This is a genomic window from Bacteroidota bacterium (assembly GCA_040388375.1).
Taxonomy (GTDB): Bacteria; Bacteroidota; Bacteroidia; order UKL13-3; family UKL13-3; genus JAAFJM01.
Genome location: JAZKBU010000007.1, coordinates 304851 through 326010, shown reverse-complemented (window position 1 = coordinate 326010; position 21160 = coordinate 304851). Strand labels below are relative to the sequence as shown.

16 protein-coding genes are annotated in these 21160 nt (G+C 34.5%); 11 read left to right on the top strand and 5 right to left on the bottom strand.

The window, feature by feature from the left end:
* Positions 1-58 precede the first annotated feature (58 nt).
* Positions 59-496, top strand: coding sequence for a DUF1573 domain-containing protein (locus tag V4538_13050; protein MES2381967.1), 438 nt, complete (start codon positions 59-61; stop codon positions 494-496).
* Positions 497-571: 75 nt separating this feature from the next.
* Here the strand turns inward: V4538_13050 and V4538_13045 are convergent, their stop codons facing one another.
* The 3 genes from V4538_13045 to V4538_13035 form a co-directional block, all read right to left on the bottom strand.
* A complete protein-coding gene (locus tag V4538_13045; protein MES2381966.1) occupies positions 572-865 on the bottom strand; it encodes a hypothetical protein in 294 nt (97 codons plus the stop codon).
* An 86-nt stretch (positions 866-951) separates the two neighbouring features.
* Positions 952-1425 carry a 23S rRNA (pseudouridine(1915)-N(3))-methyltransferase RlmH gene (locus V4538_13040; GenBank protein MES2381965.1) on the bottom strand — a complete coding sequence of 158 codons (474 nt, stop codon included), beginning with the start codon at positions 1423-1425 and terminating at the stop codon, positions 952-954.
* 7 nt (positions 1426-1432) lie between these two features.
* Positions 1433-2224 (bottom strand): M48 family metalloprotease, encoded by a 792-nt coding sequence (locus tag V4538_13035; protein ID MES2381964.1) that lies wholly within the window; start codon positions 2222-2224, stop codon positions 1433-1435.
* 96 nt (positions 2225-2320) lie between these two features.
* On the opposite strand from V4538_13035, the gene V4538_13030 reads away from it, so the two are divergent.
* From V4538_13030 to V4538_13000, 7 genes are all read left to right on the top strand, one after another.
* The gene (locus V4538_13030; GenBank protein ID MES2381963.1) at positions 2321-4624 is read left to right on the top strand and encodes a TonB-dependent receptor; all 2304 of its coding nucleotides are present in this window, start codon (positions 2321-2323) and stop codon (positions 4622-4624) included.
* A 569-nt stretch (positions 4625-5193) separates the two neighbouring features.
* Positions 5194-6399, top strand: a complete 1206-nt coding sequence (locus V4538_13025) for a T9SS type A sorting domain-containing protein (GenBank protein MES2381962.1) — start codon at positions 5194-5196, stop codon at positions 6397-6399.
* 161 nt (positions 6400-6560) lie between these two features.
* Positions 6561-10016: an isoleucine--tRNA ligase gene (gene ileS, locus V4538_13020; GenBank protein MES2381961.1), complete on the top strand. Its 3456-nt coding sequence runs from the start codon at positions 6561-6563 to the stop codon at positions 10014-10016.
* Positions 10017-10023: 7 nt separating this feature from the next.
* Positions 10024-11247, top strand: a complete 1224-nt coding sequence (locus V4538_13015) for a TraR/DksA C4-type zinc finger protein (protein MES2381960.1) — start codon at positions 10024-10026, stop codon at positions 11245-11247.
* Positions 11248-11315: 68 nt separating this feature from the next.
* Positions 11316-11975: a lipoprotein signal peptidase gene (locus V4538_13010; GenBank protein MES2381959.1), complete on the top strand. Its 660-nt coding sequence runs from the start codon at positions 11316-11318 to the stop codon at positions 11973-11975.
* Between the two features lie 42 nt (positions 11976-12017).
* On the top strand, positions 12018-12797 hold the full coding sequence (locus V4538_13005; protein ID MES2381958.1) for an enoyl-CoA hydratase-related protein: 780 nt from the start codon (positions 12018-12020) through the stop codon (positions 12795-12797).
* A 126-nt stretch (positions 12798-12923) separates the two neighbouring features.
* On the top strand, positions 12924-13784 hold the full coding sequence (locus tag V4538_13000; protein MES2381957.1) for a pirin family protein: 861 nt from the start codon (positions 12924-12926) through the stop codon (positions 13782-13784).
* A gap of 37 nt (positions 13785-13821) precedes the next feature.
* On the opposite strand, the gene dnaB is transcribed toward V4538_13000, so the two are convergent.
* Positions 13822-15396, bottom strand: coding sequence for a replicative DNA helicase (dnaB, locus tag V4538_12995; protein MES2381956.1), 1575 nt, complete (start codon positions 15394-15396; stop codon positions 13822-13824).
* Positions 15397-15776: 380 nt separating this feature from the next.
* On the opposite strand from dnaB, the gene V4538_12990 reads away from it, so the two are divergent.
* Positions 15777-17015, top strand: a complete 1239-nt coding sequence (locus V4538_12990; GenBank protein ID MES2381955.1) for an efflux RND transporter periplasmic adaptor subunit — start codon at positions 15777-15779, stop codon at positions 17013-17015.
* Between the two features lie 14 nt (positions 17016-17029).
* On the opposite strand, the gene argS is transcribed toward V4538_12990, so the two are convergent.
* Positions 17030-18811 carry an arginine--tRNA ligase gene (argS, locus tag V4538_12985; GenBank protein ID MES2381954.1) on the bottom strand — a complete coding sequence of 594 codons (1782 nt, stop codon included), beginning with the start codon at positions 18809-18811 and terminating at the stop codon, positions 17030-17032.
* Positions 18812-18942: 131 nt separating this feature from the next.
* Here argS and V4538_12980 point away from each other — a divergent pair, with 131 nt between their 5' ends.
* A complete protein-coding gene (locus V4538_12980) occupies positions 18943-20010 on the top strand; it encodes a Glu/Leu/Phe/Val dehydrogenase (GenBank protein MES2381953.1) in 1068 nt (355 codons plus the stop codon).
* Between the two features lie 151 nt (positions 20011-20161).
* Positions 20162-21109 (top strand): transcription antitermination factor NusB, encoded by a 948-nt coding sequence (gene nusB, locus V4538_12975; protein MES2381952.1) that lies wholly within the window; start codon positions 20162-20164, stop codon positions 21107-21109.
* Positions 21110-21160 lie beyond the last annotated feature (51 nt).

Sequence of the window (21160 nt, the reverse complement as noted above, 5' to 3'; positions counted from 1 at the left end):
ATTGGTATAACCTTTGCTAAACTAACTATTAATATTAAAAACAAAAAATAATAAACACATGAAAAAGTTAATCATTACCGCGTTTGTTGCAGTTGCTAGTTTTGTAGCAGCTAATGCACAAACAACAACTCCTACTCCTGCTGCAACAACAACGCAGGAAAACCCAAATCAAGCTGATATTCAATTTGTAGAAGAAACACATGATTTTGGTGTTATTCCTCAAGGTGTTCCAGCTACTTATACCTATGTATTTAAAAATACAGGTAAAGAACCATTAATTATTACTAACGCTGCTGCAGGTTGCGGTTGTACTACTCCAGACTGGACAAAAGAGCCAATTAAACCAGGTCAAAAAGGTTACGTAAAAGCTACTTATAATGCAGCATCTGCAGGTAGTTTCAACAAAACAGTAACAGTTATGAGTAATGCTAAAAAATCTCAAGTTGTTCTTTACTTAAAAGGTGAAGTAAAACCAGTAGAAGAGCCTAAAAAATAATCAAAACTCGATAGCAATAAAAAAGCCTGACTATTTTAATAGTCAGGCTTTTTTATTGCTTATAAACTCAGTAGTTTATTTTGGTTCTTCTGTTTTAACAGCGTCAGTTTTTTCTGCTTTTTTTGCACAGCATTGTTTTTTCGAGCTGCATTTTTTGTCTTTTTTATCAGCACACTCTTTTGTTTCTGCTTTTTTATCAGCGCTTTTCTTGTCTTTTTTATCTTCAGCTTTTGCTGGTTTATCATCAACAACTATTAACTCTTCTGATGGAGCAGCAACTTGTAATGATTGACTAGGAGCAACTGTGGTTTGTGCTTTACTTGCAAACGCAAATGCTGCAAAAGCAGCAATGATTAATATTTTTTTCATGTTGTTATTAATTGTTTATAATTCAAATATAATTAATACTTGAAAACTTGCAACTTAAGTTTTGAGTAAAACGCAAATTTTACTTTCTATTGGTGGTGGTAAGGTTCACCTTTAATAATAGTAAAAGCCCTATACAATTGCTCAATAAATATAAGCCTGATTAATTGATGTGAAAATGTAAAGGCTGAAATAGATAATTGGTGATTGGCACGTTTATAAACACTTTCATCAAAACCGAAAGCACCACCAATAATAAAAATTACATGGCTGTATTGTGTACTTAGTTTTTCCAGTTGTTTGGCAAACTGAATGGAATTATAGGTTTTGCCGTTTTCATCCAATAGTATAATAAAATCAGTTGGTTTAATTTGTTTCAGTATAATTTCAGCCTCCGCTTTTTTAGTAGCCTCCGCATCTTTGCTTTTAAGTTTGGTAGGCAATTCAAATGTTTTACACTCAAACTTGCAATAATGGGTAAGGCGTTTATTAAACTCAGCAAAACCTTCTTCCACAAACTTAAAATGGGTTTTACCCATTTGTATAAGTGTTATTTTTATCATGAGCTTATTAGTAGGCAGGTATTAGTTTTTTTGTTTCCTCGTATTGCTCGTCAAACTTTAAACCCTTTTTACCGCCCAGTTCTCGCCAAATATTAAGCATTTCCTCTTTTCTGTTTTCGGGTGCCGGGTGTGTACTTATTATTTCAGCTACCTCTTGTTCATCTTTTTCATTCTGAATTTTATCAAAAAATCCATTAGCCTCACTTGCGTCATACACTGTTTTATACAAATACTTAACGGAGTATTCATCCGCTTGCGATTCATTGCTACGGCTAAATTTTAGGCCAATTAAATTTTGTGCTATGTTTACCATACTACTGCCATCTCCAAAAACCAAACTGATTAAAGCCGATAAACCCAACTGTTTTGCCATATTATCAATAGCATGGCGTTTGTCAGCATGGGCAATTTCATGTCCTAATACTCCGGCCAATTGCGCTTCATTATCCAAATATTTTATCAACCCCGTATAAACATATATTTTTCCCCCGGGCAAACAAAAGGCATTTAATACTGAGTCGTTTATTATTTTCAGTTCCCAGTCAAAATCATCTGCATGCGTAACCTCGCCCGATTTTAGTATTCTTTCTTTGATTAAGTTAATGTTATCGTATAATTTCTGATTTTCATTTTCCGGTAAAATTTGATTCTCATACATATGTGCATATTGATTGTTAGCCTGTTCCCCAAGTTCTTTATCAATACTAATGCTTATGTAATTTTTCCAGCCGTCACCACAAGAGCTTAATGCAACTGTTAAGCAAAAAAATGCGACTAGTTTAATGCAAGTATTTTTCATATTTAATTTTTGCCAAATTTAACAACAAATAACAATTTTAAACAAAGGGCTTTTTGCATTGCCATATATGGCTATATTCGCCACACTTTTTAAAAAATGAAGAACAATTATTTAGGAACACTTATATTATTATTAGTAAGTCAGTTAGCATTTGCTCAGCAAGGAAAAATAAGGGGGTTAATAGTAGATAAGGAAAATGGAGAACCCATTATTTATGCTGCCATTAAAATTATGGAGCTTCCCAATACCGTTGTTCAAACAGATGTAAATGGTTTATATAATATTACCAAACTAAATAATGGAACATACACGGTAAGATTTTCATTAACAGGTTACGAAACACAGTCAAAAACGGTTGAAATAAAAAATGCAGATCCTGTTCAGTTAAATTTTAACGTAATTAAGAAAAACAATACCTTATCAGAAATAACCATTAGTGGCGAAAAAGAAAAAGCCCGAGAAAATGTAAATATATCAACCAATATTATTACCCAAAAAGATTTAGCAAGGTTACCCACTTTTGGTGGTGAGCCTGATTTAGTACAATATTTACAAGTATTACCGGGTGTTAATTTTAGCGGTGACCAAGGTGGACAGTTGTACATTAGAGGAGGTCCTCCGGTTATGAATAAAGTAATGCTGGATGGAATGATTATTTATAATCCGTTTCACTCAATTGGTTTATTTAGTGTGTTTGATGCTGATTTAATTAAAACAGCCGATGTAAGTGCGGGCGGTTTTAATGCACAGTATGGAGGACGTATTTCAGGCATTATTGATGTAACTACACGTGAAGGAAATAGAAAAAAATTCTCTGGTAAATTGAGTGTTAATCCAATAACTGCTAAACTTAATATTGAAGGTCCAATCAGTAAATTCAGTGAAGGCAATGGTTCTGCTTCGTATGTATTGTCATGCAAAACATCGTATCTAGATAAAACGGCTCCTTTGTTTTACAAAAATGCTGATCCTGAGAATGGCTTGCCTTATTCATTTACCGATTTGTATGGTAAGTATTCCTATATTGGTTCTAACGGAAGCAGGCTTAATTTTTTCGGGTTTAGGTTTGATGATAATTCAAGATTTAACAATTTGAAATACAATTGGAATAATGTAGGTTTTGGTGGAAATATGCTTATTATACCTGAAGAAAGCAGCACTTTAATCAATGCTGCTGTTGGTTATTCTAATTATCAAATGAATTTAACGGAAGCTAACGGACGCCCTCGTACGAGTGGAATCAGTAGCTTCAATGCTTCATTTGGTTTTACTAATTTCATTGGTAAAGACGATATAAAATATGGGTTTGAAATAGTTGGTTTCAATACCGCTTACAGTTATAAAAACTCAACTGGAGGTTCGGTTGATCAAACCAATTACAATACTGAAGCTGCCGGTTTTATAAAGTATAAAAAAGTGTTTGGTAGCCGCTTAGTAGTCGAGCCGGGTCTTAGAATGGTTTATTATGCTTCATTATCAGAAAGCAGCGTTGAGCCACGTTTAGGGGTTAAATACAATGTAACCAGTAATTTCAGGCTTAAAACGGCAGGGGGGCTTTACTCTCAAAACTTAATGAGTGCTGTAAGCGACCAAGATGTAGTTAATTTATTCTATGGTTTTTTATCAAGTCCTGATGAGATAGCGAGGTCGGGTAGTATGCAAAGCATTGATTCCAAGTTACAAAAAGCTTGGCATGCTGCGCTTGGATTTGAGTTAGACATTACTAGAAAAATAGGTTTAAATGTAGAAGCATTTTATAAAAACTTTACACAAATAATCAGCATTAACCGTAATAAAATTTACGAAAATGACCAGTCGAATTTAGATAAGCCAGACATTTTGAAACTGGATTATATAGCTGAAAAAGGCTTAGCCTATGGTGCTGATGCTACTTTAAAATACGAAGCAAAAAAATTGTATATCTGGCTGGTTTACTCGCTTACTTATGTTACACGTAACGATGGTATTATAGAGTATACGCCTCATTTTGACAGACGCCACAATTTAAATGTGGTGTTAAACTACAACTTTGGTAAACAAAGTGCCTGGACATTTAATGCACGTTGGAACTTTGGTTCAGGTTTCCCTTTTACACAAACACAAGGTTTGTATGAGAAACTAAATTTTGCAGGCGGTATCAACACCAGTCCATTGGCACAAAATGGTAACTTAGGTGTTTATTATGACCAGATAAATACCGGCAGATTGCCTTATTTCCATAGATTAGATTTATCGTTATCACGCAAGTTTACATTAAGCAAAACATCGGTTTTAAATGTAACAGCAGCAGCTACCAACGCCTATAACCGCGAAAATATTTTCTATTTTGATGTATTAAACTACAAACGATTAAATCAATTGCCATTTATACCAACCCTTGGTTTTAGTTTAACTTTTTAGAGCTTATTTAAATGAATAAATGAAAAGCGGTCTCCAGTTTATTGGAGGTCGCTTTTTTATTTAACACAGTGTTTAAAATATATTGAAGCCACAGTTTCAAAAAAGTAACCACACCATAAACATAGACAATGGTCAAATATAAAAAACTTGATTTTCTAGCTTTTGAGCAAGAAATATTAAAGTTTTGGAACGAGGATAAATTTTTTGTTAAGAGTCTACCCAATCGTAAAGAAGCAAAGCCTTTTGTGTTGTACGAAGACCCACCCAGTGCCAATGGGAACCCAGTATTCACCATGTAATGAGTAGGGTAAAGATGTTTTTAGTTGACTATTATACACTTAAAAAAGCATTAGAATACTAATTTTAGTGAAGCAGCATTTTTAATCACTCTTATGTCTAATTCATTGAAAAATCAAAAAACACTTTTTACACAATAAAAATTCATACCAACAATTACCAAATACCTTTATTTAAGTAGCGTTTGATGTCACAGCTACTAAAAGGAGAAAATCCTCCTGAAAATGATAAAGTAAAAACAATAGTCAACAATCAATTTAAATTATAATCAAATGAAATATTTTAAAAAAGCGTTTATGTTATGCTTAACTATATTAATTTTAAGCAACAATCAAGCAGCAGCACAATGGGTAAAGTCTTTTCAAATACCAACAGAGGAAATGGTGGCTTTTGCCAGCGTAAATGATACCTTATTTGTTGCATCAGGCAACAATAAAATATACAAAAGTGTAGATGGTGGATTAAACTGGGAACTCATTATTGTAACCAATCAATTGATTAAAATTTGTTCAATGAATTCAATTGATGGAGTAATTTATCTTGGTACTTTTGCACATGGAATTTATAGCAGTGTCAATTCAGGGGCCACTTGGCAGCATTCTAATATTGAGTCTTTTCCGGTTTCTTGTATTGTAAAAAACGAAAATAAGTTATATGCCTCAACAATTGGAGCAGGTGTATTTGCTTTTAATGAAAATACCAATACTTGGCAGCCATTTAACGATTCACTCCATGCAGTAAATATTGAAGCTATTTTATCTACACCCACCTCGCTTTTGGCAGCAGGTGGCGGCAATGGTGTTTTTAGCAGATTAAATAAAAATACCAAAAGGTGGGCTTACGAATACTTTTATGGAAACTTAATGCCTGGACTAATTATGCAAAAAATGATACAAGATAGTATCAAAATTTTTGCTGTAAATGGCAAACGCATAATTACGAGTAATAATGATGGATTGAGTTGGGCAGAAGATAAAGAAGATGCAAGAAATGGAGTTGATAGAACCATTTTTAATGGGACAAAAAACTACTACATTGCTTCCAATTTAGTAGGTGGTGGTACATGGATACAACAAAGGAATAAACACGATAGTATAGGGTCCACTTGGGCCAATAAAGAGGAGTTTATTGAAGATGGCTATGTGTATGATATTTTCGAATTAAACGATTTGCTTTTTTTAGCCAAAGCTGATGGATTATATACCAAACAATTGGCATTAAGTATAGATGAACCTAAAGATATTCTAAAAGAAATAGCTATATATCCTAATCCTGTGATAGATAACAATATAAAAATATCAAACATTCAGGGCTTTCAAACAGCTATTGTTTTAAATACATTGGGTGAGGTTTTATATACGAAAGTTTTAGATAGTAATAATACAACCATTTCTTTAAACTTAGCCAAAGGATTGTATTTTATAAGTTTAGAAGACGAGCATAGAAACTCCATCACTAAAAAAATTATAGTAGAATAAAGCTTTAACTTGATAATTTATAAATTATCCCATTCTTACTTTTATAATTAGTTAGTTTTCTTATATTGGGTATTTATATTTGATTATTGTATTGTCAAATGTTATTTTCGCGCCTCTGAAAAAAATAAGTAATTGAATACTTAATTCAATACTTTCTAATAATGACTAAATACAAAGAATATAAAAAACTTGATTTTCCGGCTTTTGAGCAAGAAATATTGAAGTTTTGGAACGATGAGAAAATTTTTGATAAAAGTGTAGCTAACCGCAAAGATGCAAAGTCATTTGTGTTTTACGAGGGGCCACCTAGCGCCAATGGTATGCCAGGTATTCACCACGTAATGAGCCGTGCTATAAAAGATATTTTTTGCAGGTATAATACTATTAAGGGTTTTCAGGTAAAACGCAAAGCAGGGTGGGATACACACGGTTTGCCTGTGGAATTACAGGTAGAAAAAACAATGGGAATAACCAAAGAGGATATTGGTAAAAAAATTTCTATTGAAGATTATAATGAGGCTTGTCGTAAAGATGTAATGAAATATACTGATGTGTGGAATGAATTAACTACACGCATTGGCTATTGGGTTGATTTAAACAATCCGTATATAACTTACGAAAACAATTATATTGAGAGTTTATGGTGGTGCTTAAAGCAATTACACAATAAAGGTTATCTGTATAAAGGCTATACCATTCAGCCATACTCACCCGCAGCAGGAACTGGTTTAAGCTCACATGAGTTAAACCAGCCGGGTACGTATAAGGATGTGAAAGACATGACGGCTGTGGCTATGTTTAAAGTGTTTGATAATACGCAACTATCATTTTTTGATGGAGATGTTTATTTCATAGCTTGGACAACTACTCCTTGGACATTGCCTTCCAATACAGCTTTGGCGGTGGGTGCTAAAATTGATTACGTTTTGGTAAAAACAATTAATCAATATAGCCATGAAGTTGTTAATGTAATTTTAGCGAAAAACTTATTAGGCAAATATTTTAAACCCGAGCAAGCTGATTTAAAATTTGAGGATTATAAAGCGGGTGATAAATTGGTTCCCTACCAAGTTGTAGGCGAATATAAAGGCAAAGATTTAGCGGGTATAAAATACGAACAGTTAATGCCTTTTGATGGTATTACAGTAGATAATGGGAATGCTTTTGAAGTAATCATTGGCGATTTTGTAACTACGGAAGATGGAACGGGTATAGTACATATTGCGCCTAGTTTTGGTGCGGACGATTTCAGGGTGGCTAAACAAAACGGAATAGGCTCGTTAACACTGGTTGATAAACGTGGTAAGTTTTTACCGGAGATAAAAGACGATTTTTTCTTGTATGGAGAAGAGTTTGTAAAAGAAGCTTATTTAAACGATACTGAAAAAGAAACAGAATTAGCCGTACAAAAGGAAAAGCTGAAAAGCTTTATGAAGGATACGAGCAAGCTACATTACTTAAGTGTAGATGAACGTATTACTTTAAAACTGCAAAACGAAAACAAGTTATTTAAAAAAGAAAAATACGACCATACCTATCCGCATTGCTGGAGAACAGATAAGCCTATTTTATATTATCCGTTAGAAAGCTGGTTTATAAAAACCACAGCCGTAAAAGATAAATTGGTAGCAAGCAATGCAAAAATAAACTGGAAACCTGCTTCAACAGGAACCGGCCGTTTTGGTAATTGGTTAGAAAATTTGGTTGATTGGAATTTGTCGCGCTCGCGTTATTGGGGCACTCCGCTTCCGATTTGGCGTACTGAAGATGGTTTAGAAGAAAAATGTATAGGTTCAAAAACTGAATTAACACTTGAGTTTGAAAAAGCGGTAAAAGCCGGATTTAATACCAATTCTAAATTCAGCGTTAAAAATGATACGTTAGATATTGACCTACATAAACCATTTGTAGATGATGTTATTTTAGTTTCTGATTCGGGTAAACCAATGAAACGTGAAGCTGATTTAATTGATGTTTGGTTTGATAGTGGTGCTATGCCATATGCTCAGTGGAATTATATGGGTAAAGATTCAACTGCTGAAGCAAAAGCGCAATTTGAGTCAGCTTACCCGGCTGATTATATAGCTGAAGGAGTTGACCAGACACGTGGTTGGTTTTTTACTTTACACGCTTTAGCTGTATTGCTAAACGAAAGTTCAGATGAAATAAAAGCCTTTAATGAAAAAACAGGAAACCCCGCTATTGCATTTAAAAATGTAATAGCTAATGGTTTGGTTTTAGATAAAAACGGGCAAAAAATGAGTAAGCGTTTGGGTAACGTAGTTGACCCATTCACTACTATTGATAAATATGGTGCCGATGCTACGCGTTGGTATATGATTAGTAACAATGACCCTTGGGATAACTTAAAATTTGATTTAGAGGGAATAGGCGAAGTACAACGTAAGTTTTTTGGTACTTTATATAATACCTACTCATTCTTTGCTATTTACGCCAATATAGATGGTTTCTTATATGACGATACCAATACCGTTGATGTAGCCAACAGAACTGAATTAGACAGATGGATTATCAGTAAACTGAACAGTCTAATCAAATTAGTGAGTGAAAAGATGGATGATTACGACCCGACTCCGGCAGCGAGAGCTATTGAAGAGTTTGTAAGTGATCATTTGTCAAACTGGTATATTCGTTTGAGTCGCAGACGTTTCTGGAAAGGAGAAATGAATGACGAGAAAAAAGCAGCTTATGAAACCCTTTTTGAATGTTTAGAAACAGTGAGCCAGTTAATGAGCAGTGTTGCTCCATTTTTTGCTGATTGGTTATACCGTAATTTAACCGAGAGTTTAAGGTTAGCTGGCCACAATGCCAAAGAATCTGTTCATTTAACGGATTTAAAAATAGCTAATAATGAATTGATTGATGTGATTTTAGAAGAACAAATGAGTTATGCACAACGTATTTCGTCATTGGTGCTTTCTATCCGTAAAAAGGAAAACATTAAAGTCCGTCAACCATTACAACGTATTTTAATTCCCATTGTTGACCAAAGAATAAAGGATGAAATTACGCATGTTAAAAACCTGATTTTAGCCGAAGTAAACGTAAAAGAGTTAGAATATATTGATGCCATTGATAAATCAATCAAGCCTAATTTTAAAACTTTGGGTAAAAAAGTAGGGGCTAAAATGAAGGATGTGGCAGCAGCTATTACCAATTTTACGCAAACTGAAATTGAAACTATAGAGCAAAAGGGTGTTATAGGTCTGACTATTGATGAGGAAACAATTGACATTTTACTCACAGACGTAGAAATTTTATCGAAAGAAATAACTGGTTATAAGGTTGCTAACGAAGGTAAAATAACTGTAGCGTTAGATATTGAAATTAGTGAAACCTTGAAAAATGAGGGTGTAGCAAGGGAGCTTATCAGCAAATTGCAAAACATGCGCAAAGAATCAGGTTTAGAGGTAATGGATAAAATTAACGTTCAGGTAACTAAGAATGTTTACACCGATGTAGCTATATTAAACTACAACACCTATATTTGCACCGAAATTTTAGCAGATACATTACAAGTTGTTGATAATATCGAAGACGGTGTAATTGTTGAGGTTGACGAAATTCAAATTAAAGTAAAAATAAATAAAGCTTAATATTACAATGGCCAAGAAAATTGTGAAGAAAGCGGCTCCTAAAAAAGCGGCTAAAAAGGCAGTGAAAAAACAAGCAGCTAAAAAAGCAGCAGTAAAAAAAGTAGTTCCTGCAAAGAAAGCAAAGCCAGTAAAAACTGCTAAAAAAGTAGTTAAAGTGGTAAAAAAAGCCATCAAAAAGGCTGCTAAAAAAGTTGTAAAAACTGTTAAAAAGGTAGCAACTAAAAAAGCGGCTCCTAAAAAAGTAATAAAAGTTGTAAAAAAAGTAGCAGTTAAAAAGGCTGCTCCTAAAAAAGCGGTTAAAAAAGTAGCCCCTAAAAAGGTAGTAAAAGCCGTAAAAAAAGCAGCTCCTAAAAAAGTAGTTAAGAAGGTAATTGCGAAAAAAGCAGTTAATAAAAAAGTGGTAGTGGCAAAAAAAGCCACCAAAGTTGCCAAAGCTAAAGTGGTTGCAAAGCCAGTTAAAAAAGTAGCTAAGGTAATTAAAAAGGCAGTTGCTAAAGTTGTTAAAAAAGTAACTGTTAAGCCAATTGCCAAAAAGGTAGCTGCCAAAAAAGTGATAGTAGCCAAAAAAGCTACCAAAGTTGTTACTAAAGCTAAAGTGGTTGCTAAGCCAATTGTAAAAAAAGCAGTAGTAGTAGCTAAACCGGTTATTGCCAAAAAACCTGTTGTAAAAGCTAAAAAGGTAGAGAAAAAAACAACATTGGTTAACAAACCAATAAGCAAAGAGATAGCTAAACCTAAAGTGGTAAAAACACCAAAAGTGTCGAAACCTAAAACAGACAGAGCTAACGATGTTGTTGAAGCTCCTCCATACCAAGCACCTGCTCGTTTTGAATACAAAGATTTAGAAATGGCTACCGAAGCAAAACGTTATAGTGATGCTGACTTGGCTGAGTTCAAAGAAATCATTGTTAAAAAAATGACTTCGGCTAAAGAAGAGTTAACTAACTTATTAGACCAAATGCAAAATCCTAATGCCAATGGTGGTAACGATACTGATAGCAGTTACCAAACTTTGGAAGATGGACAATCAAGCAGCGAAAAGGAGCATTTAAGCCAATTAGCTGCCCGCCAACGTAAGTTTATTGAAAACTTAGACAATGCTTTGATACGTATTGAAAACAAAACCTATGGTATTTGTAAAGTAACAGGTAAGTTAATTGCTAAAGAGCGTTTACGTGCCGTACCACATACTACTTTAAGTATGGAAGCTAAGTTACAGCAATATAAATAATTAATAATTTTTGACTATAAATAGAGACGTAAATATAAATTGCGTCTCTATTTTTTTTATAAAGCAGCATGAAAAATAAGCACCTCGTTTATCCTATTGTCATTGGTTTGTTATTACTATTAATTGACCAATGGAGTAAGTTTTATATAAAAACACACTTTAATTTAGGGGAAGAAATAAATGTTTTAGGCGATTGGTTTAAGTTACATTTTTTAGAAAACTACGGAATGGCTTTTGGAATTGAGTTTGGTGGCAGTTGGGGTAAAATTGTACTTACTTTTTTTAGAATTATATTTTGTGGCGTTATTATATATTATATAAGCTCTTTGATAAAAGCCAAAGCTCATTTAGGTTACACTATAAGTTGGACTATGATTTTAGTAGGTGCTTTAGGTAATATTGTTGACAGTGTTTTTTATGGTGTATTGTTTTCGGAAAGCGATTCGTGGACAGTAGCCCAGTTTTTACCACCTGAGCCTGGTTATGCAGCTTGGTTTCATGGTTCGGTAGTTGATATGCTTTATTTTCCTTTATTTAAAGGTACTTTCCCGGGTTGGTTCCCGGGATGGGGAGGTCAAAGTTTTGAATTTTTCAGGCCAGTATTTAATGTGGCTGATGCTACCATTAGTGTAGGTTTTGTATTGATTTTGCTGTTTCAGAAACCATTTACTGAAGGACAAAAATTAAGAGAGGCAATGGCTAATTTCAAAGAAGAATCTTCACTTTAACAGGAATAATATTTATAACTAAAGTAAAATTTATAATAAGCAATGAGTTTTGAATTTATATTGGTAAACGAGCAGTATGCACAACATATTGCATTAATACAATTAAACCGTCCAAAGGAATTAAATGCTTTAAACCTACAGTTAATGCTTGAACTGAAGCAAGCTTTAAGCGATTTAGATGATAATGATGAAGTACGTTGTATTGTTATAACGGGTAATGAGCAGGCATTTGCAGCGGGAGCTGATATTAAGCAAATGGAAAGTCGCACACCTATTGATTTATTGAAAATAGATCAGTTTGAAACGTGGGATCAAATACGGAAAACCAAAAAACCGATTATAGCAGCTGTTAGTGGATTTGCTTTAGGTGGTGGTTGCGAATTAGCTATGACCTGCGATATGATAGTGGCCAGTGAAACGGCTAAATTTGGTCAGCCGGAAATCAAAATAGGTATTATGCCGGGTGCTGGAGGTACGCAACGTTTAACCAAAGCTGTCGGAAAAGCATTGGCTATGGAAATGGTTTTAACAGGTAAATTTATCAGTGCAGAAGAAGCTTTAGGCGCAGGTTTAATTAACAGGGTAGTGCCAACAGAACTGTATTTAGAGGAAGCTGTAAAGTTGGCTAAAGAAGTAGCTTTACAAAGTCCTATTGCTATCAGGCTGGCTAAAGAAAGTGTATTGAAAGCTTTTGATAGTGGGCTACAGGAAGGTTTGTATTTTGAACGTAAAAACTTTTATATGTGCTTTGCTGCCGAAGATCAAAAAGAAGGAATGAAAGCTTTTGTTGAAAAACGCAAGCCGGTTTTTACCGGTAAATAGATAAAGATTTTTAAAACAGATTATTTTAAAAGCCCCGTTTATTCTTAAATGGGGCTTTTTTATTGAACTAGTTTAATGCTTTGGTTGTAAAAGCTTCTGTACCTTTGAAACGCTAAATAAAGTGTTATGCAAAATATAATTAAACAAATAATTCCGGCAGATTGGGTTGAAATGGGTGGTCATCCATTGCGTCAACCTTTGCCTAATAAATCAATAGAAAATTTAGGCCCTTTGTTATTAATTCATCACCACCAATCAACTATTGCAGCAGGCTCAAAACCTGGTGAAGTTGGTGTTGGGCCTCATCCACATACAGGGTTTGCTCCCGTTACTTTTATTTTTGACGGTGACGTAAACCACAGGGATTCGAGAGGCAATAACTCCATAGTAGAAGCGGGTGGAGTACAATGGATGAATGCAGGTAAAGGCATTATACACAGTGAACGTCCTTCGTTGGAATTAGCAGCTACAGGAGGGACGCAGGAAATTATTCAAATCTGGATTAATTCGCCCGCTAAATTTAAACAAGAACAACCTAAATATTATGCATTACATAAAGACGCCATTCCTACCATTGAGCAAGAAAACTTGCAGATAAAAGTAGTAGCAGGTAATTACAATGGGGTGCAAGGCTTTAATGAAATGCAAAGTCCAATGACTATGTTAGAAGTTCATACTAAAGGCAAGGCCAAACATACTTTTAGTTTACATAAAGGTTGGGAACATGCTATTTATAATTTAGACAATAGCATACAAGTGGATGGACAAATTGTATTCGGTTCAAACTTGGTTGTATTTGATAAAGATGCAACGGAAGTAACTATTGAATTTAATGAGCCTACCAGATTATTGTTTTTTGATATGGAAGCCATTGATGAACCAATAGCTACTTATGGGCCGTTTGTAATGAATAATCAAACAGAAATTATGCAGGCCATCCGCGATTACCAAATGGGTAAAATGGGCATATTGATTGAAGATTTTTAGATACGAGTTCAAGACTCGTATCTAATTTATAATATGCTTAAAATGGTGCTTCTGAATCGAAAGAAGTGCTTGAATTTAAGTCATCCTCTACATCGCTATCCCAATTAATACTTGAGCTAATGGTAATAGTACCATTGTTATTGTTGCCACTTGGATTGTAATCAGGCGTTGAGAAATTATCGAAATCTGTTTTATCAGTAAACTTGGTGTATTTACCTATAAAGCGTAAGCGTACGTTATCAAGCTCCCCATTTCTATGTTTGGCTATCATTATTTCTGCTTCATCTTTACAAGGCGTTCCGTCATCCCATTCTGTTAATTTGTAATAATCCGGACGGTAAATAAACATTACCATATCCGCATCCTGCTCAATTGATCCAGATTCACGTAAATCGGATAGGATAGGGCGACCAGTACTTGTTCCGGGTGTTGAGCCTGCTCCGCGTTTTTCACTTTGACGACTTAACTGTGCCAAGGCTAAAACAGGTACATCCAGCTCTTTGGCCAAAGCTTTTAAACTTCGCGATATATAACTTACCTCTTGCTCACGATTACCATTTTTATTGTTGGCATCATCGCCACGCATTAACTGTAAGTAATCGACAATAATCATTTGAATATTGTTCTGTTGTTTGAGTCGTCTGCATTTTGCACGCAATTCAAATACTGAAATAGCAGGTGTATCATCAATAAATATAGGAGCATCACTTAGTTTGGCTATTTTGGTATTTAACTGTTGCCACTCGTGTTCTTCTAATGTACCTTTTTTTAGTTTTTCTGATTCAATCTCCGCCTCCGCACTTATCATACGGGTTACTAATTGCCTTGAACTCATCTCCAATGAGAATACGGCTACTGCACGCGGTGTTTCGGTGTTAGATAAGCAAGCATTACGAGCCACGCTTAATACAAAGGCTGTTTTACCCATACCGGGCCTTGCCGCAATAATTACTAAATCTGATTTCTGGAAGCCTGATGTAACCCTGTCTAATCTTAAAAAACCAGATGGAATACCTGTTAGACCGCCTTCTTTTCCACGTAAACTATCTATTTCTGCAATGGCATCATTTACTACACTGCGTATGCCTCTGTAATCCTTTTTTATATTGCCTTGCGATACTTCAAATAGTTTTCTTTCTGCTTTGTCTAATAATTCAAAAGCATCAGTACTGTCTTCAAAAGCATCGGTTGTTATTTCGCCACTTATTCTTATTAATTCTCTTTGTAAAAACTTTTGGGCAATAATCCTTGCGTGGTATTCAATATTGGCCGATGAGGCCACACGATTGGTTAATGAAGTAACATAATAAGCACCTCCTGAAATATCAAGTGTACCTTCTTTTTTTAGTTGTTGGGTTACAGTTAATATATCAACAGCGCTACCATTTTGCCAAAGGGCTAATATGGCATTGTATATATTCTGGTGTTTAGGGTCGTAAAAACTGTCTGCTTTTAAAACCTCGGCTACTATATTTATGGCATCTTTTTCCAATAGCAAAGCGCCAAGAACCGCCTCCTCTAAATCTCTTGCTTGCGGAGGTAATTTACCCGACTCAAGAAAGTTGGTGGTGGTTAATGTACGTTTTTTCCTATTTATAGTGGTCTCAGCCATGAAAATGTATTGGTTATTTATTAAGTGACAGCATCAAAAATCAATGTTATTTGAAGGGGAATCAAGTGACAAAATATTGTACACATAATAAAAATGAATGTTAGACTAGTGTTAGTATCTACACAAATTTACGTTATTGTGCTGATAATGAAATTTGTTTTATGCACATTGAGTGCACTCACTTTTTATAAAGGGCTCACTTATGTTTATTGCGAATCGCGACATAATAATTTCTTAACAACAATCGTTAGCAATAAAACTTGTAGCTTGTTTGTTGTGAAACGAGCTATTATTGAAGAAAAATCAATAATGAATAAAGTTTTGTTTATTGATTACTTAATGTTTATTTGCTTATAATAACTATTAAACGGAATAAAGGTTTGAAAAAGAATAAAAATAAAATAATAATAGCTGCTTGTGTGGTAATGGTACTGGCCATTTATTTTTTGTTTGTAGCTAAAGCAGCTACCAACGATATTGTAACCACTGTTTCTGATGGCGATTTTAATGTTACAGTAACCAATACGGGTGAGTTGAGAGCTAAAAATTATACTGAAATTTCAGCGCCTAGTAGTTTGCGTCAGGTAAATATTTGGCAAATAAAAATAAGTAATTTGGTTGCAGAAGGAACTGTAGTAAAAGAAGGAGAGTTTGTAGCCGAATTAGATAAAACGGAAGTAATGAATAAGCTGAATGATGAGCAATTAAACGTTCAGAAAAAGCAATCAGAGTACACGCAAACACAATTAGATACTACCTTAACCATGCGTGATGCACGCGATGAATTGATTAATTTACAATATGCTGTTGAAGAAAGAAAATTAACCAAAGACCAGTCTATTTACGAGCCGCCTGCTGTATTGCGACAAGCTGAAATTGAGTATGAAAAAGCAGTTAGAAACCTAGACCAAAAAAAGCAAAACTATAAAACCAAGAAGGAGCAAAGCGTAACCAAAATGCAAATTGTAGGTAGCGAATTAGCCAAGGCTCAAAACAGGTTAAATGAACTAACTACTACTTTGGAACAGTTAACTATTACTGCACCTAAAAGTGGAATGGTTATATATGCCAAGGAGTGGGATGGTAAAAAGAAAATAGTAGGCAGTACTGTAAATACATGGGATCCAACTGTGGCTAATTTGCCCGATTTACGTACCATGGAAAGTGTTACTTATATAAACGAAGTGGATATTCAAAAAGTAAAATTAAACCAACAGGTTGAAATTGGGTTGGATGCACAACCGGGCAAAAAATTAAAAGGAATAGTAAAGTCAGTAGCCAGTATTGGGGAGCAAAAACCCAACAGCGAAGCCAAAGTGTTTGAGGTTGTGATTGATGTAATTACTGCCGATACCTCATTAAGACCGGCTATGACAACTTCCAATACTATTTCGACCAATACTTTAAAAAAGGTATTAAGCGTGCCTATAGAAAGTGTGCATGCTGAAGGGGCTAAGAGTTTTGTTTACAAAAAGAAAGGTACTTCTATTGTTAAACAAGCCGTAAAAACAGCCGCTAGCAATGAAACCCATACAGTGATTTTAAATGGTTTAACGGCTAATGAAGAGGTTTACTTATCTACTCCTAAAGATACAATAGGTTTAAAGTGGAGTGAATAAAAGGTAGTTTATTACTACATTTTTTCAGGTACATCTATTCCCAACAAAGCAAAGCTCGATTTAATAATATGAGCACTTAATTGCACCAATTGAATTCTGAAATTACGTTGGTCTGTATTTTCCTCTTTTAAAACTGAGCACTCATGGTAAAAATGATTGAATGCTTTTGCTAAATCATAAGCATAATTACAAATAATACCCGGGCTCATTTCTTTGCCTGCATCTGCAATGGCTTGCGGATATTGGTAAGCCGTAAATAATAAATTACGTTCAGCTTTGTTTAGTGTAGTGTTGTTTATGTCAAAATTTGAATAGTCTACACTTCCTGCATTGCGTAATATTGATTTGATACGCGCATGGGTATATTGAATAAAAGGGCCTGTGTTTCCTTGAAAATCTATTGATTCCTTTGGGTTAAACATCATTTTCTTTTTAGGGTCAACCTTTAACAAAAAGTATTTTAAGGCACCCATACCAATAGTTTCATATAGTTTTTCTAATTCAGCGGCAGGTATATTATCAGTTTTGCCTAAAGCTTGTGTAGTTTCAGTTGCAGTAGCAACCATTTCGTCAATTAAGTCGTCCGCATCTACTACTGTGCCTTCACGGCTTTTCATTTTACCCTCAGGTAACTCCACCATGCCGTAGCTAAGGTGATAAATGCCATCGGCAAACGGCTTATTTAGTTTTTTACAAATTAATTGTAATACTTTAAAATGGTAATCCTGTTCATTACCTACTACGTAAACCGAGTTTTCGCAATGGAAATCCTGGTATTTAAGTTCGGCTGTGCCTATATCCTGGGTTATGTAAACCGAAGTGCCATCGCCCCGTAGTAAAAGTTTTTGGTCTAAACCGTCAGCAGTTAAATCAATCCAAACGGAACCATCGTCTTTTTTGAAAAACACACCGGCTTGTAAGCCTTCCTGTACGATGTCTTTTCCTAAAATATAGGTATTTGATTCGTAATAAAACTTATCAAACTGAACACCTAATTTTTTATAAGTAACCTCAAAACCTTCGTACACCCAGCCATTCATTAATTTCCAAACGTCAACGGTTTCCTTGTCGTTGGCTTCCCATTTTTGTAACAACTGTTGGGCGGCTATAATAGAAGGGGCTTGTTTTTCTGCTTCCTCGCTACTTAAACCACTTGCTTTCAGTTCTTCAATTTCTTTTTTGTATTGTTTATCGAAAGCTACATAGTATTTACCCACCAAATGGTCGCCTTTTATCCCGCTCGATTGCGGTGTTTCTCCATTTCCTTCACGCATCCAGGCAAGCATACTTTTGCAAATATGAATACCACGGTCATTTACCAGATTACAGGTATTAACCTGGTGTCCGTTGGCTTTTAGTATTTGCGCAACAGCATAACCTAACAGGTTGTTTCTAATATGTCCTAAATGTAGTGGTTTGTTCGTATTTGGCGAAGAGTACTCTACCAATACTTTTTTACCTGTTGGGTTTTGCTGAAAGCCAAATGAACCATTGGCATACGTTTGATCAATAAAATCAAACCAAAAGTTTTGGTGCAGGCTTAAGTTTAAAAATCCTTTTATTACATTAAATGATTCCAATTGAATCAAATGCTCTTTTAAATAATTCCCAATTTCATTGGCTGTTTGTTCCGGACCTTTTTGCGTTTGTTTTAAAATAGAAAAAACAACAAAAGTAAAATCGCCTTCAAATTCCGCTTTGGTGCTTTCAATTACCAATTGGTTTTCATCTGTTTCTATTTTGTATAGATTTAAAAGGGCCGCAGCTATATGTTTTTTTAGTACTTGTTGAATCATAAAAGTGCGCGAATATAATGCTTAGAGGCTTTATTCCATAACCTTAAAATAGTTCCGTTTTTTGGTGTAAAAAGGTTTTATGAAATGTGAAAAATAAATATACTTTTGCACGCTTTAAAAAACAATTAAACATGTCGGATATTTTCTCTCAATTGCAACAACACGATCATGAGCAAATAGTATTTTGCCAAGATGAGTACACTGGATTAAAAGCAATTATTGCTATTCATAATACAGTTTTAGGGCCAGGTTTAGGTGGAACGCGCGTATGGAATTATACAAGCGAGGCTGATGCTGTTAACGATGTTTTGCGATTAAGTAGAGGAATGACTTACAAAGCTTCAATCTCAGGATTGAACTTAGGCGGAGCTAAAGCAGTAATTATTGGCGATGCTAAAACTTTAAAAACTGAAGCTTTAATGCGTAAGTTTGGCCGTTTTGTAGAAAATTTAAACGGTAAATATATTACTGCTGAAGATGTGAATACAACTACCCGCGATATGGAGTATGTAAACATGGAAACTGAACACGTGGTGGGTTTACCTGAAAGCATGGGTGGAGGAGGAGATCCTAGTCCGGTAACTGCTTATGGTGTATTTGTAGGGATGAAAGCAGCAGTAAAACATGCTTTTGGAACTGATGATTTAGCAGGTAAAAAAGTAGCTATACAAGGTTTAGGTAAAGTAGGTGGTCATTTAGTAGAGTACTTACACAAAGAAGGTGCTCAATTATTTGTTACTGATATTAACGAGGAAATGCTTAAAAAATATAGCAAAGAGTTTGGTGCTACAGTAGTAAAAGGTGATGAAATATACGGTTTAGATGTAGATATTTTTGCTCCTTGTGCTTTAGGTGCTATTTTAGATTCGGTAAATATTAATAAACTAAAATGTAAAGTAGTAGCTGGTGCGGCCAATAACCAATTAGCTGATGAAAACATTCACGGTCCTATGTTAATGGAAAAAGGTATTGCTTATGCACCTGATTTTTTAATTAATGCAGGTGGTTTAATTAACGTGTACCAAGAGCATATTGGTTACAACCGCGAAACAGCATTTAGTAATACAGAGAAAATTTATGATACTACTTTAGCTATTTTCCAAAAATCAGTAAAAGACAAAGTACATACACAAAAAGCAGCTACTGAATTGGCTGAAAAACGCATTCACGATATGATGCGTGTAGGTTCAACATACTAAGCAGCATTTAAAAGCAAGTCTTATTTCTGTTTTTAATAAGACTTGCTTTAATATAATAAAAACAAAATCGTTCTTTAGGTAATTGAAAATGGGTATTGCTAAGCCTTTAGAACTTCTATAATTAATTTAGTCAATACAAAAAATAATAGCCATGCTATTCAGACGTTTTTTACGCATAAAAACATTTCAGGCCTTATACGCTTTCAAGCAAGATGAAAGTATAAGCAGAGCTGTGGCTCAAAAAAATCTTGTTAAATCGTTAGACAAGGCATACGATATTTATATTTACTTGCTTGCCTTTATTGTTGAGTTAAAATTCTTTGTTGGTAAAGAATTAGAAATTCACCAAAACAAACACATCCCTCAACCAGATCAAATTGCTTTTTTAAATTCACTGTACACCAATAGTGCCATTAGCGCTTTTGAGAACGATGTTATTTTACAGGAAAAGATTAAAGCATTAAAAATAGACTGGAGTCAAAGTGGTGATTTTTTTAGACAAATTTTAACGGAGCTTAAAGCCATAGATACTATTGTAGATGCGGCCAAAGATGAAAACAACCAAAGTATATTTAACGACAAGCAGTTGTTGTTAGAAATAATTGAAAGTTTAATAGCCGACAGCGAAGTATTTAACCATAAACTGGAAGAACAGTTTTTAAACTGGGAAGATGATGAAGTAATGGTAGTAATGGCTTTCCAAAAAACATTATCATCGGTTAAGCTACACAAACAAGTAGAAATATTAGCCGGTTTTTACAATGACAAGTCAGAAGATACGGAGTTTGTATCTGATTTGTTTTATAAAACATTGCAGTTCGAAGATGAGTTATTGCTATTAATCAGCTCTAAAACACAAAATTGGGATGCTGACCGTATAGCTACCGTTGATATGATTTTAATGAAAATGGCAATGTGCGAAATATTGCATTTTAGTCAAATACCGGTTAAAGTAAGTATTAATGAGTATTTAGAGATAGCCAAATTATACAGCAGTCCGAACAGCCATACTTTTATGAATGGTGTATTGGATAAAATTCAATTGGACTTACGCAAAGAAAGCAAAATAAATAAAACGGGTAGAGGCTTAATGGAGTAAGATTTTTATCCTTTTATAAACACAATAATTTACACAAATAAATTGATATCA

Bases quoted from the DNA above. Each gene is read 5' to 3' on its own strand.
- V4538_13050 (MES2381967.1), top strand. From the start codon at position 59: ATGAAAAAGTTAATCATTACCGCGTTTGTTGCAGTTGCTAGTTTTGTA.
- V4538_13045 (MES2381966.1), bottom strand. From the start codon at position 865: ATGAAAAAAATATTAATCATTGCTGCTTTTGCAGCATTTGCGTTTGCA.
- V4538_13040 (MES2381965.1), bottom strand. From the start codon at position 1,425: ATGATAAAAATAACACTTATACAAATGGGTAAAACCCATTTTAAGTTT.
- V4538_13035 (MES2381964.1), bottom strand. From the start codon at position 2,224: ATGAAAAATACTTGCATTAAACTAGTCGCATTTTTTTGCTTAACAGTT.
- V4538_13030 (MES2381963.1), top strand. From the start codon at position 2,321: ATGAAGAACAATTATTTAGGAACACTTATATTATTATTAGTAAGTCAG.
- V4538_13025 (MES2381962.1), top strand. From the start codon at position 5,194: ATGAAATATTTTAAAAAAGCGTTTATGTTATGCTTAACTATATTAATT.
- ileS (MES2381961.1), top strand. From the start codon at position 6,561: ATGACTAAATACAAAGAATATAAAAAACTTGATTTTCCGGCTTTTGAG.
- V4538_13015 (MES2381960.1), top strand. From the start codon at position 10,024: ATGGCCAAGAAAATTGTGAAGAAAGCGGCTCCTAAAAAAGCGGCTAAA.
- V4538_13010 (MES2381959.1), top strand. From the start codon at position 11,316: ATGAAAAATAAGCACCTCGTTTATCCTATTGTCATTGGTTTGTTATTA.
- V4538_13005 (MES2381958.1), top strand. From the start codon at position 12,018: ATGAGTTTTGAATTTATATTGGTAAACGAGCAGTATGCACAACATATT.
- V4538_13000 (MES2381957.1), top strand. From the start codon at position 12,924: ATGCAAAATATAATTAAACAAATAATTCCGGCAGATTGGGTTGAAATG.
- dnaB (MES2381956.1), bottom strand. From the start codon at position 15,396: ATGGCTGAGACCACTATAAATAGGAAAAAACGTACATTAACCACCACC.
- argS (MES2381954.1), bottom strand. From the start codon at position 18,811: ATGATTCAACAAGTACTAAAAAAACATATAGCTGCGGCCCTTTTAAAT.
- V4538_12980 (MES2381953.1), top strand. From the start codon at position 18,943: ATGTCGGATATTTTCTCTCAATTGCAACAACACGATCATGAGCAAATA.
- nusB (MES2381952.1), top strand. From the start codon at position 20,162: ATGCTATTCAGACGTTTTTTACGCATAAAAACATTTCAGGCCTTATAC.